This is a genomic window from Bacillus sp. ISL-75 (assembly GCF_018613095.1).
Map to the genome: position 1 here is coordinate 103,263 of NZ_JAGGQX010000019.1, position 12,628 is coordinate 115,890.

The window sequence follows — 12,628 nt, forward strand, 5'->3', positions numbered from 1 at the left end:
TGGCAATACGGTCACATAGAACCCCTCTAAGTGACCGATACCTTAGCTCCATGACGATTATGACCATATAGAACTGTTAATTAGTTTTATCAACTTAAACTGGGTCTATTTTTGAAAATGTGGAATTATTTGTTGAGATAAACTATTTTCCTTCCTATAACGGAACCTGTCACCATTGCTGGTGAGTTTTTTTTGCCGTCTATTTATGCTAAACTATGTTCCAAGACTATCATAAGGACGGATTTTATGAAAAAACGGGAACCTGTGAAAAGAATAGATAATGTGATCTTTTTTCCCGGACTTGAAAAAAGATTAACTGACAAAGGTTTGGAAAACCTTGAAAAGAAAAAATTCAACGAAGCCATAAACCTTTTGGAAGAAGCCAGAGAACATGATCCTGACAATGACGAAATATTGATTGGTTTGGTTCTGGCTTATTTTGAAGCATCTTCTTTTCAAAAAGCAAAAGCACTTGCCAAAGAAATGCTTCATAAAGGAATTGGGGACTATCTGCAAATGGTCGATCTCTATTTGACGGTCCTGATCCAGCTTCATGAATACCAGGAAATTGTAGCAACAATAGAAGTCTTATTAGAAGAAAAAGAGATTCCGCCTGAAAAACATGACCACTTTTTAACCATCCTGCAATTCAGCCGGAGAATGGCAGAAAACCGTCAACCAGACCCAGACCCAGACACAGAATCAAATACATATGACATCACCCCAGAGGAAACAAACGGTCATGAACTAAACCTTTTCTCGATTGATAATCTAAACGAACAAATGCTCCTCGTTTCGAGCTTGGCTGAGAAAAACATTCGCCCCTACCTCCCTGAGATTGCCGAATATTTAGCAGCGGAAGCAGGTCATCCATTCCTTAAAACAATCCTGTTATCTCTTTTAAAAGAACAGGAAATTGATAGAGAATTATCTGTCATGAAATTTGAGATGGAGAAAAAAGTTATTCCAACACATCTTCCAGAAGTTAGGGAAGAACCAAGATTGAAAGAGGTAAAGGCTTTATTAGAGGCTCGATTGGAAAGTGAAGACCCCGTTCTTTTTGAAAACAGCTTCAGAATGGCAGAGCGAAATTTTTTTATAAGCTATCCTTTCGAATTACAGCCGAAAAGCACTGCTGCTTGGGCTGCGGCCTTTCACCACTTGGCCGAATATTACCTAGGTATGGACATAAAGATACATCACTTGTCCGGAGAATATGAAGTTCCGGTGGAGGAAATAGAAGAAGCTATCGCTATGATTGAGGTAATTGAGAAAATTTCTTATCCTAATATATAGGCTTCGCTGTTGAAAGAAAACAAACCTATGTTATAATGTAGTGGTTGCATTGTGTAAAAAACACATTTAAAAAAAGGATAATAGCTTGATGGACAAGTTATTTCCAAACTCAAATTCGTTACGAATGATATGAGAATAGATTGTTGGAGGGAAAATGTATGTCAGCGAAATGGGAAAAATTAGAAGGTAACCGCGGCGTTCTTACGGTTGAAGTAAGTGCGGAAAAAGTGAATGAAGGACTAACTGCGGCTTTTAACAAAGTTGTTAAGCAAGTTAACGTTCCAGGCTTCCGTAAAGGAAAAATGCCACGTGGAATGTTCGAAAAACGCTTTGGTGTAGAATCACTATATCAAGATGCATTAGATATTCTTCTTCCAGAAGCATATGGAAGTGCAATTGACGAAGCTGGAATCGAGCCAGTTGATCGTCCGGACATCGACATCGAACAAATGGAAAAGGGCAAAGAACTTATCTTCAAGGCAACTGTTACAGTTAAGCCAGAAGTAACATTAGGCGAATACAAAGGCTTAGAAGTAGAAGCTTTTGATACAAACGTTACTGATGAAGACGTTGCTAACGAACTAAAAACTCTTCAAGAGCGTCAAGCTGAGCTTGTAGTCAAAGAAGAAGGCACAATTGAAAATGGTGATACAGTAGTTCTAGATTTCGAAGGATTCGTTGATGGCGAAGCGTTCGAAGGTGGAAAAGCTGAAAACCATTCACTTGAAATTGGTTCAGGATCTTTCATCCCTGGCTTTGAAGAGCAATTAGTAGGTTTAGCTACTGGCGAATCTAAAGACGTGGAAGTAACATTCCCTGAAGAATATCATGCAGCTGAGCTTGCTGGTAAACCTGCAGTATTTAAAGTAACGATTCATGAGATTAAAGGAAAAGAACTTCCTGCATTAGATGACGAGTTTGCTAAAGATGTGGATGATGAAGTTGAAACATTAGACGCACTCAAAGAAAAAATCAAAACTCGTTTAGAAAACAGCAAAAAGCACGAAGCAGAGCATCATTTACGTGATACAGTTGTTGAAAAAGCTGCTGCCAATGCAGAAGTAGAAATTCCAGATGTAATGGTCAACACCGAAGTAAACCGTATGCTTCAAGAATTCGAACAACGCTTACAAATGCAAGGTATGAACCTTGAACTTTACTTCCAATTCTCAGGTCAAGACGAAAATGCTTTACGTGAGCAAATGAAGGAAGAAGCTGTAATTCGCGTTCGTACGAACTTAACATTAGAAGCAATTGCTAAGGCTGAAAACCTTGAAGTAACTGACGAAGAAATAGATGCAGAACTTGAGAACATGGCTGGTATGTACAACATGACCGTTGATAGCATTAAACAAGCACTAGGCGGACTTGAAGGTATCAAATCAGACCTTAAACTTAAAAAAGCAGTAGACTTTCTTGTTGAAAACAAGAAGTAATGTTTAAAATATTGCAAGGCACGATTTGAATCGTGCCTTGTTTTATACATTTTTTCAATTACATATTATAATAAGAAGTGGGAACATTTTTAACAATGGGCAGGAAAACAAGTTAGACATAGCGAATAAACAATAAATAATTTCCAGACAGGTTTGAGATTTATTTTCCTCATAATGGTTAAGATTAATGAGTACATAAGTTTTTAAAATGAATCACACCAAACAAAATGAGAGTTCTGAAAAACATATTTACCCTAAGCTTTTTATTTCCAGTTCATTGGCTTTATGTGTTACAATGCAACATACATACTATTCAATTATTAGAAAAAGACTCGAATTTTGGTTGTGTGATTCGCAAGTTACAATAGGGTTTTAACACGTTTTAAGGGGTGAAAGGATTGTTTAAATTTAATGATGAAAAAGGACAATTAAAGTGTTCCTTCTGTGGTAAAACGCAGGACCAAGTTCGTAAACTGGTTGCCGGGCCAGGAGTTTACATATGTGACGAATGTATTGAACTTTGCACCGAAATCGTTGAGGAAGAACTTGGAACAGAAGAAGAAGTAGAATTTAAAGATGTACCAAAGCCAAAAGAAATTTGTGAAATTCTTGATGAATATGTTATTGGTCAAGATCAAGCAAAGAAGTCTCTTTCTGTTGCAGTTTACAATCACTATAAGCGCATCAATTCTAATAGCAAAATAGATGATGTTGAGCTTGCAAAGAGTAATATTTGTATGATTGGACCAACAGGAAGCGGTAAAACTTTACTAGCCCAAACACTGGCACGTATTCTGAATGTACCTTTTGCGATTGCAGATGCAACTTCCCTTACCGAAGCTGGATATGTTGGGGAAGATGTTGAGAACATTTTATTAAAATTAATTCAATCTGCTGATTATGATGTAGAAAAAGCAGAAAAAGGAATTATTTATATTGATGAAATTGATAAAATCGCACGTAAATCCGAAAATCCTTCGATTACAAGGGATGTTTCTGGTGAAGGTGTTCAACAAGCATTATTAAAAATTCTTGAAGGTACGGTTGCAAGTGTTCCACCACAAGGGGGAAGAAAACACCCGCATCAAGAATTTATCCAAATCGATACAACGAATATCCTATTTATCTGCGGCGGAGCATTTGACGGCATTGAACCGATTATTAAGCGTCGTTTAGGCCAAAAAGTTATTGGTTTTGGTTCAGATATTAAACAGCAGGAAGTGGGACAAAAAGAACTTCTTTCAAAAGTATTACCTGAAGACTTATTACGTTTTGGATTAATTCCTGAATTTATTGGACGTCTTCCTGTAATCGCAAGTCTTGAGCAATTGGACGAAGCAGCATTGATTGAAATTTTAACAAAGCCAAAAAATGCGCTTGTTAAACAATATCAAAAAATGCTTGAAATCGACGAGGTTGAACTTCAATTTGAAGAAGGCGCATTGACTGAAATTGCCAAAAAGGCAATTGAGCGCAAAACCGGCGCCCGTGGTTTACGTTCGATTATTGAAGGAATTATGCTCGATGTTATGTTTGACCTTCCTTCACGTGATGACATTACAAAATGTGTCATTACTAAAGAAACGGTCATTAACAATAGTGTTCCAAAACTTCTTTTGGAAGATGGAACCGTGGTCGCTGAAGAAAAATCTGCATAATAATTGACGAAGACTCGGCTTAGGCCGAGTTTTTTTGTTTCCAATAGGTGATTTTTCGTATATTTTATATGCTTTTTATGATCTATCAGCGAATTTCCATGTTCAATCAGCAGATTTCCCGATCCAATGGGCGAATTTCTCGTTCCAATGGGCGGATATCCCGATTCAATGGGCGGATTTCCCGATCCAATGGGCGAATTTCTCGTTTCAATGGGCGAATTTCTAGATTCAATGGGTGAATTTCCCGATTCAATGGGCGAATCCTCCGATCCAATGAGCGAATTTCCCGATTCAATCAGCGAATCTGATTTTCACCACCCTCCGAACAGTTTCTTACAATTTGTGGTTTATTCCACCCCACTGCAGGAAATACTTATTAATATATATTTAGTAATAAGTTGAAATGCAGGAGGGAAATGTATGAGTTGGACGGGGATTGCCTTATTTATACAGCTATTTTTCGGAATCATCATTGGGCTGTATTTTTGGAATTTGCTGAGGAATCAGCGGACACAAAAAGTATCCATTGATCGGGAATCCCGGAAGGAAATGGAACAGCTTCGCAAAATGAGATCCATTTCACTTACAGAACCATTAGCTGAAAAAGTTCGGCCTACAAGCTTTCAAGACATTGTCGGCCAAGAAGATGGAATCAAATCATTAAAAGCAGCACTATGTGGACCAAACCCGCAGCATGTGATCATTTATGGACCGCCAGGAATTGGAAAAACAGCAGCTGCACGGCTTGTGTTAGAAGAGGCGAAAAAAAACCGTAAATCACCATTTAAACCTGAATCCGTGTTTATTGAACTAGACGCAACAACGGCACGATTTGATGAAAGAGGTATTGCCGATCCCTTAATTGGTTCCGTTCATGACCCAATCTATCAAGGTGCCGGAGCGATGGGACAAGCAGGAATTCCACAGCCGAAACAAGGGGCAGTTACCAACGCCCATGGCGGTGTCTTGTTTATCGATGAAATCGGCGAATTACATCCGATTCAAATGAATAAGCTGTTAAAAGTATTAGAGGATCGTAAGGTCTTCCTTGAAAGTGCGTATTATCATGAGGAAAATAACCAAATCCCAACGCATATCCATGATATTTTTAAAAATGGACTTCCCGCTGATTTTCGTTTAATCGGAGCGACAACAAGAACGCCGAGTGAGATCCCGCCTGCGATTCGATCGCGCTGTATGGAGGTTTTCTTTAGGGACTTAAATCAGGAAGAAATTGTGGAAATTGCCAATAATGCCGCGAAAAAAGTTAATCTTCAAATAAGCGAACTTGGTGTGAATACCATCGCAAACTATGCAAGAAATGGCCGTGAAACAGTCAATTTGATTCAAATCGCGGCAGGACTAGCGATTACGGAAGATCGGAATTTTATCAAGGATGAAGATATTGAGTGGGTCATTCATGCTAGTCAAATGTCACCACGAATGGAAAGAAAGATTAATGATATTTCTCATGTCGGACTAATCAATGGACTGGCAGTCTATGGTCCGAATTCAGGTGCATTACTAGAAATAGAAGTGACTGTGATCCCAGCAAAAGATAAAGGATCGATCAATATTACTGGAATCGTAGATGAAGAAAGTATTGGCGGACAAGGGAAATCGATTCGTAGGAAGAGTATGGCGCGCGGTTCGATTGAAAATGTTATCACTGTTTTACGATCAATGGGTGTACCAGCCAATGACTATGATATCCATGTGAATTTCCCAGGTGGTGTTCCCATTGATGGACCATCCGCCGGAATCGCAATGGCGACGGGGATTTATTCCGCTATTTATAAAATTCCAATCGATAACACCGTGGCAATGACAGGAGAAATAAGCATCCATGGAAATGTAAAGCCGATTGGCGGTGTCTATCCAAAGGTGAAGGCAGCGAAAAAAGCAGGAGTAAAAACGGTGATTATCCCAGAAGAAAACATGCAAACGATCCTTAATGAAATTGATGGTATCAATATTGTTCCCGTTACCCATCTACACGAAGTATTTGAGATTGCCCTTGTAAATGACTATCAGAAAATGGATGCGATCCCTGCATCGATTGAACTATCAAAAAAAGAGAGTATCTAACGAAAAACTTCGGTTTGTGGTTAATAGGCAAACCGAAGTTTTTTATTGCATAATAATTAATGTGAGAAATTTGACAGGAACAGAGAAAGAATTCTTTATGTTTGGGGAAAATAAATTCATGCTGAAAATGAGGTTTCATACACCTTCTCTAAAAATAGACACTTAAAAATAAATAGGATAGAATTGTACAAAGACCATTCTGATTTTGCAGTAAAAAAATGATTTGCATGTGGAGGTGCAGTATTTTGACGAAAAAGAACGAATTGATCGTCCCCCTCCTGCCGCTTCGAGGATTGCTTGTCTATCCGACTATGGTCCTTCATTTAGATGTAGGACGTGAACGATCAGTACAAGCACTTGAAAAAGCAATGGTAGATGACCATTTAATATTCTTAACCACTCAAAGGGAAGTTTCGATTGATGACCCATCTGAGGAGGATTTATACACGATTGGAACGTTAACGAAAGTTAAACAAATGCTTAAACTGCCAAACGGGACGATAAGAGTATTGGTTGAAGGATTAAATCGCGGGGAAATCGTTTCATTTCATGATGAAGAAGACCACTATGCTGTTACGATTATTACCCACGAAGACCCGGATACGAAAGATGTCGAAGACCAAGCCTTAATGAGAACGATGCTTGATTATTTCGAGCAATACATAAAATTATCGAAAAAGATCTCTGCAGAAACCTATGCTTCCGTTGCAGATATTGAGGAACCTGGCAGAATGGCGGATATCATCTCATCCCATTTACCAATCAAATTGAAGGAAAAGCAAGAAATCCTTGAAATGACAGATATTAAAGAAAGAGTAAACAAAGTAATTGATACCATTCATAACGAAAAAGAAGTCCTGAATTTAGAAAAAAAGATTGGTCAGCGAGTTAAGCGTTCCATGGAAAGGACGCAAAAAGAGTATTATTTGCGTGAGCAAATGAAGGCGATCCAAAAGGAATTAGGCGATAAGGAAGGCAAGACTGGCGAAATTGCCGAACTGACCAAAAAAGTGGAGCAGGCAGGTATGCCCGAACATGTCCTTAAAGCCGCACAAAAGGAACTTGAACGTTATGAAAAGGTGCCGGCCAGTTCAGCAGAAAGTGCCGTTATTCGCAACTATATCGACTGGCTTATTTCCATCCCTTGGTCGAAAAAAACAGAGGATGACATTGATATTCTCCGGGCTGAAAAGATTTTAAATCTGGACCATTACGGACTTGAAAAAGTGAAGGAACGCGTTCTCGAATATTTAGCTGTTCAGAAGCTGACGAATTCGTTAAAAGGGCCAATCCTTTGTCTTGCAGGACCTCCTGGGGTTGGGAAAACAAGCCTTGCACGTTCGATTGCGACTTCTCTCAATCGAAATTTTGTCCGCGTTTCACTTGGCGGCGTCCGTGATGAATCAGAAATTCGTGGACATCGCAGAACCTATGTTGGGGCGATGCCAGGGCGAATCATCCAAGGAATGAAAAAAGCGGGTACCATTAACCCAGTCTTTTTGCTTGATGAAATCGATAAAATGTCTAGTGATTTCCGTGGCGATCCATCAAGCGCCATGCTGGAAGTACTCGATCCTGAACAAAATAGTAATTTTAGCGACCATTATATAGAAGAAACCTATGATCTTTCCAAGGTAATGTTTATTGCGACTGCCAATAACCTATCAACGATTCCTGGTCCGCTTTTGGACCGAATGGAAATTATCACGATTGCGGGCTACACGGAACTTGAAAAAGTCCATATTTGCCGCGATCATTTACTTCCAAAACAGATTAAAGAAAATGGTCTTACCAAAGGAATTCTTAAGGTCCGCGATGATGCGATTCTAAAAGTCGTTCGGTATTACACACGTGAAGCAGGCGTTCGAAGTTTAGAGCGTCAGATGGCAACACTTTGCCGAAAAACGGCAAAAATCATCGTTTCAGGTCAAAAGAAGCGTGTGATCATTACCGAAAAGAATATCGAAGAGTTTTTAGGAAAAACAAGATTCCACTATGGGATGGCCGAGGCCGAAGATCAGGTCGGAGTGGCAACTGGGTTAGCCTATACAACGGTGGGTGGAGACACTCTCCAGATTGAAGTTTCTTTAGCGCCAGGTAAAGGGAAACTTGTGTTAACAGGAAAGCTTGGCGACGTCATGAAGGAATCAGCACAAGCGGCGTTTAGTTATATCCGATCCAAAGCGAAGGAACTAGGGATTGATGAGGATTTCCATGAAAAATATGATATCCACATTCACGTTCCAGAAGGTGCAGTTCCTAAGGATGGACCATCGGCCGGTATTACCATGGCAACGGCGCTTGTATCAGCCTTGTCGGGCAGAGCGATTCGCCGTGAAGTAGGAATGACCGGAGAGATTACTTTAAGAGGCAGGGTTCTTCCAATTGGCGGCTTAAAAGAAAAAACACTTAGCGCTCATCGAGCGGGCTTAACAAAAATTATTCTTCCAAAGGATAATGAAAAAGATATTGATGATATTCCTGAAAGCGTTAGGAATGAACTGGATTTTGTCCTTGTTTCCCATGTGGACGAAGTCTTGAAGCATGCCCTGTTGGAAGGTGAAGTGAAATGAAGGTAGTCAGCTCAGAGATAGTCATCAGTGCCGTAAAGCCAGAGCAATACCCGGAAACAGACTTACCTGAATTTGCGCTTGCAGGTCGTTCCAATGTCGGTAAATCTTCTTTTATCAATAAAATGCTGAACCGAAAAGGTTTGGCGAGAATATCCTCCAAGCCAGGAAAAACACAAACGCTTAATTTCTATTTAATTAACGAAATGCTGCATTTTGTCGATGTTCCTGGTTATGGATACGCAAAGGTTTCAAAATCTGAACGGGCCGCATGGGGAAGAATGATTGAAACGTATTTTACATCGCGCGAACAATTAAAAGCGGCGGTTCAAATCGTTGATCTTAGACATCCACCATCAAAGGATGATGTCATGATGTATGATTTCTTAAAGCATCACGAAATTCCCTGTGTTATCATTGCTACCAAGGCAGATAAAATCCCTAAAGGGAAATGGCAGAAGCATTTAAAAATAGTAAGAGAAACCTTAGAACTTGATAAAAATGACCAAATGGTTCTTTTCTCCTCCGAAACTGGTTTAGGAAAAGACGAGGCATGGTCTGTTCTACAGAGTTTCATGTAAAAAATAAACGCCTGGGCATAAGCGCCAGGCGTTATTTTTTCTTCTTTAGGAGAAAATAAATACCAACCACAATAAGTAGAGCGGGCCAAAATTTCCACACAAAGCTCATCCCATTTTGAAGTAAATCAAAATAGGCAGTAATTTTATCATAAAATAACAGAAGGATTGCTAAAATAAGAAAGAGGAATGCTTGGAATAATCCAGTATTCGTCTTTTGAAATCGCAGAAAAAATCCAATTGAAATGATTAAAATTAACATACCAATATTGTTGCTAGGCCAAAAGGACACCTTACCGACAAGATGGAAGTGAAGTCCAAATCCAGCCATAATGACCCCAGGAAGTATTGCCTCAGACTCTTTAGCAGAATATCCTTGACCTAAAAAGGCAATTCCAACAATCATAAGTAAGGTCGGCCATGTGAAAAATTGTTGGAAAATAGTAATCCCAGTTTGCTGCAATAGGAAGTAAGCTCCAAAGCCTATAAGAATGATCCCAGGAAAAATTCGTTGATTCTTCATTAAAAACACCGCTTCCAGTAAGGTTCACTTGAATCTCGTCCATTTTTTTGGTACTGTACATAAGGAAGTATTTTAATAAAAAAAGTTATAGGTATTAAGAAAGTCTAAAGGAAACTTTGCTAATGTGTCCCTATTGGGATCAGCATTACTCGACTTTACTTAAATATATTACCATATAGTTTCGTTTTCTGTTCACATTTTTCGAGCAAAAGTCGAAATTGCTCATGATATAATCATACTAGTTAAGTTGTAATATCTATTGGGGGTGTCCTTTCAAATGCATACATTAGTGATCGGTATTAACTATAAAACTGCCCCTGTGGAAATTCGTGAGCGGTTGTCATTTAATGAAGCCGATCTTGCGGAGGCCATAAAAAAGTTAAATACAAAAAAAAGTATCCTAGAAAATATCATCTTGTCTACATGTAATCGTACGGAAATATATGCGGTTGTGGATCAATTACATACAGGCCGCTATTATATTAAAGAATTTCTGTCAGAATGGTTCGGTATAGAACAAAAAGAATTTTCTCCGTTTTTATTTGTATATGAAGACGATGGCGCAGTTGATCATTTATTTAACGTTACCTGTGGACTTAATTCCATGGTTTTAGGAGAAACACAAATCCTAGGCCAAGTTCGTACGAGCTTCATGTTAGCCCAGGAAGTAGGAACTACGGGTACCGTGTTCAACCAATTGTTTAAACAAGCAATTACCATTGCCAAACGCGCGCATTCAGAAACGGATATTGGTGCTAATGCTGTATCTGTCAGCTATGCCGCAGTGGAATTGGCGAAGAAGATTTTTGGTTCACTTGCCAATAAACATGTGTTAATTTTTGGCGCAGGAAAAATGGGTGAATTAGCTGCCCAAAACCTGCACGGTAATGGTGTGAAGAAAGTTACAGTTATAAATCGGACCTATGAAAAAGCACAAGACTTAGCTCATCGTTTCAGCGGCAAAGCAAGAACCTTAGCTGAATTAGAGAAATCATTGGCGGAAGCTGATATTCTGATCAGTTCAACAGGTGCAAAAGACTTTGTTATTTCAAAAGAAATGATGGTCAAGGTCGAGAAAAAACGCAAGGGTAAGCCGCTATTTATGGTGGACATTGCTGTACCGCGCGACTTGGATCCAAGAATAGCTGAACTTGAAAATGTCTTTTTATACGATATCGACGATTTAGAGGGGATTGTTGAGGCCAACCTGCAAGAACGTAAGAAGGCGGCTGAAAGAATCATGCTCATGATTGAAAAAGAAATCGTTGAGTTCAAGCACTGGCTAGGAATGCTAGGTGTGGTCCCGGTTATCTCGGCGCTTAGAGAAAAAGCACATGTAATCCAATCGGAAACCATGGTTAGTTTGGAGAGAAAGCTGCCAAATTTATCAGAGCGTGATCTAAAAGTGTTAAATAAACATACAAAAAGTATCATCAACCAGCTTTTAAAAGACCCTATATTACAAGCGAAAGAATTGGCTGCGCGACCTGATGCAAATCAAGCAATGGATCTTTTCATGAAGATCTTTAATATTGAAGAGCTTGTTGAGGAACAACATTCGAAAGCAGCCGAAACCAATCAAATACCGGTTACAACACCGCAGGCTTCCTTTCAGTCATAAGGGGTACGTTCTATGTTTAATGTCTTTATGACAAGGCTTCATGAATTAACTGTTGTTCTATATGCCTTCAGTGTGTTGTTATATTTTTTCGATTTTCTACATCATAACCGGAAGGCAAACCGTATTGCTTTCTGGTTACTTGCATTTGTATGGGTTTTGCAAACCGTCTTTCTCGGAATCTATATGTATAAAACAGGTAGATTCCCTGTGTTAACTATTTTCGAGGGACTCTATTTTTATGCCTGGATATTAGTCACATTGTCAATTGGTATAAATCATTTATTACGAGTCGATTTTATCGTCTTTTTCACGAATATACTTGGCTTTACGGTCATGGCGATTCATACATTTGCCCCGATGCAATATGGTTCGCATCTCATGGCGAAGCAGCTAGTTTCTGAACTGCTTTTGATTCATATTACGATGGCGATCCTCTCATACGGGGCCTTTTCATTATCATTCGTTTTTTCGACATTATATCTGCTTCAATATGATTTATTAAAAAGGAAAAAATGGGGAACTAGGCTCTTACGACTGGCCGACTTAGATAAGCTTGAAAAATCATCCTACATATTGGCCGTAATTGGTGTTCCGATGCTTCTGCTCAGTCTCATCTTAGGATTGCAGTGGGCCTTTCTTAAGGTGCCAGGGATGCCTTGGTACGATATGAAAATCATCGGCTCATTTCTGTTATTAACTGTCTATAGTATTCTTTTATATCTTCGCATTGTGAAAAATCTATCGGGAAGAAAATTAGCGATTTGGAATACAGCTGCCTTTTTAATTGTTTTAATTAACTTTTTCTTATTTGGTCAATTATCATCTTTTCATTTATGGTATGCGTAGCGCATAACCTTA

The 12,628-nt window shown here is 39.1% G+C and carries 10 protein-coding genes; 8 read left to right on the forward strand and 2 right to left on the reverse strand.

What is annotated here, in order from left to right; all coding sequences use genetic code 11:
• The first annotated feature begins 246 nt into the window (after positions 1-246).
• The 3 genes from J7E63_RS08745 to clpX all read left to right on the forward strand — a co-directional run bounded on the left by J7E63_RS08745 (position 247) and on the right by clpX (position 4,390).
• A complete protein-coding gene (locus tag J7E63_RS08745; protein ID WP_215011134.1) occupies positions 247-1,296 on the forward strand; it encodes a tetratricopeptide repeat protein in 1,050 nt (349 codons plus the stop codon).
• 158 nt (positions 1,297-1,454) lie between these two features.
• Positions 1,455-2,732: a trigger factor gene (gene tig / locus J7E63_RS08750; protein ID WP_215011136.1), complete on the forward strand. Its 1,278-nt coding sequence runs from the start codon at positions 1,455-1,457 to the stop codon at positions 2,730-2,732.
• Between the two features lie 398 nt (positions 2,733-3,130).
• On the forward strand, positions 3,131-4,390 hold the full coding sequence (clpX, locus tag J7E63_RS08755; protein ID WP_088089168.1) for an ATP-dependent protease ATP-binding subunit ClpX: 1,260 nt from the start codon (positions 3,131-3,133) through the stop codon (positions 4,388-4,390).
• A 106-nt stretch (positions 4,391-4,496) separates the two neighbouring features.
• Here the strand turns inward: clpX and J7E63_RS08760 are convergent, their stop codons facing one another.
• Positions 4,497-4,643: a hypothetical protein gene (locus J7E63_RS08760; RefSeq protein WP_215011138.1), complete on the reverse strand. Its 147-nt coding sequence runs from the start codon at positions 4,641-4,643 to the stop codon at positions 4,497-4,499.
• A 167-nt stretch (positions 4,644-4,810) separates the two neighbouring features.
• Between J7E63_RS08760 and lonB the strand changes: the two genes are divergently transcribed.
• From lonB to yihA, 3 genes are all read left to right on the forward strand, one after another.
• Positions 4,811-6,478: an ATP-dependent protease LonB gene (gene lonB / locus J7E63_RS08765; RefSeq protein WP_215011140.1), complete on the forward strand. Its 1,668-nt coding sequence runs from the start codon at positions 4,811-4,813 to the stop codon at positions 6,476-6,478.
• A gap of 227 nt (positions 6,479-6,705) precedes the next feature.
• Positions 6,706-9,051: an endopeptidase La gene (lon, locus tag J7E63_RS08770; RefSeq protein WP_374193716.1), complete on the forward strand. Its 2,346-nt coding sequence runs from the start codon at positions 6,706-6,708 to the stop codon at positions 9,049-9,051.
• Positions 9,048-9,629 (forward strand): ribosome biogenesis GTP-binding protein YihA/YsxC, encoded by a 582-nt coding sequence (yihA, locus tag J7E63_RS08775; RefSeq protein WP_214731804.1) that lies wholly within the window; start codon positions 9,048-9,050, stop codon positions 9,627-9,629. Before lon ends, yihA begins: the two co-directional genes overlap by 4 nt.
• Before the next feature lie 31 nt (positions 9,630-9,660).
• Here the strand turns inward: yihA and J7E63_RS08780 are convergent, their stop codons facing one another.
• Positions 9,661-10,149: a LiaI-LiaF-like domain-containing protein gene (locus J7E63_RS08780; RefSeq protein WP_215011144.1), complete on the reverse strand. Its 489-nt coding sequence runs from the start codon at positions 10,147-10,149 to the stop codon at positions 9,661-9,663.
• A 277-nt stretch (positions 10,150-10,426) separates the two neighbouring features.
• Between J7E63_RS08780 and hemA the strand changes: the two genes are divergently transcribed.
• The gene (gene hemA, locus J7E63_RS08785; RefSeq protein WP_215011146.1) at positions 10,427-11,770 is read left to right on the forward strand and encodes a glutamyl-tRNA reductase; all 1,344 of its coding nucleotides are present in this window, start codon (positions 10,427-10,429) and stop codon (positions 11,768-11,770) included.
• A 12-nt stretch (positions 11,771-11,782) separates the two neighbouring features.
• Positions 11,783-12,616 carry a cytochrome C assembly family protein gene (locus J7E63_RS08790; protein WP_215011148.1) on the forward strand — a complete coding sequence of 278 codons (834 nt, stop codon included), beginning with the start codon at positions 11,783-11,785 and terminating at the stop codon, positions 12,614-12,616.
• Positions 12,617-12,628: the final 12 nt, after the last annotated feature.

Coding starts and splice junctions, on each gene's coding strand:
- yihA (WP_214731804.1), top strand. CDS start 9,048: ATGAAGGTAGTCAGCTCAGAGATAGTCATCAGTGCCGTAAAGCCAGAG.
- tig (WP_215011136.1), top strand. CDS start 1,455: ATGTCAGCGAAATGGGAAAAATTAGAAGGTAACCGCGGCGTTCTTACG.
- hemA (WP_215011146.1), top strand. CDS start 10,427: ATGCATACATTAGTGATCGGTATTAACTATAAAACTGCCCCTGTGGAA.
- lon (WP_374193716.1), top strand. CDS start 6,706: ATGTGGAGGTGCAGTATTTTGACGAAAAAGAACGAATTGATCGTCCCC.
- J7E63_RS08780 (WP_215011144.1), bottom strand. CDS start 10,149: ATGAAGAATCAACGAATTTTTCCTGGGATCATTCTTATAGGCTTTGGA.
- lonB (WP_215011140.1), top strand. CDS start 4,811: ATGAGTTGGACGGGGATTGCCTTATTTATACAGCTATTTTTCGGAATC.
- J7E63_RS08790 (WP_215011148.1), top strand. CDS start 11,783: ATGTTTAATGTCTTTATGACAAGGCTTCATGAATTAACTGTTGTTCTA.
- J7E63_RS08745 (WP_215011134.1), top strand. CDS start 247: ATGAAAAAACGGGAACCTGTGAAAAGAATAGATAATGTGATCTTTTTT.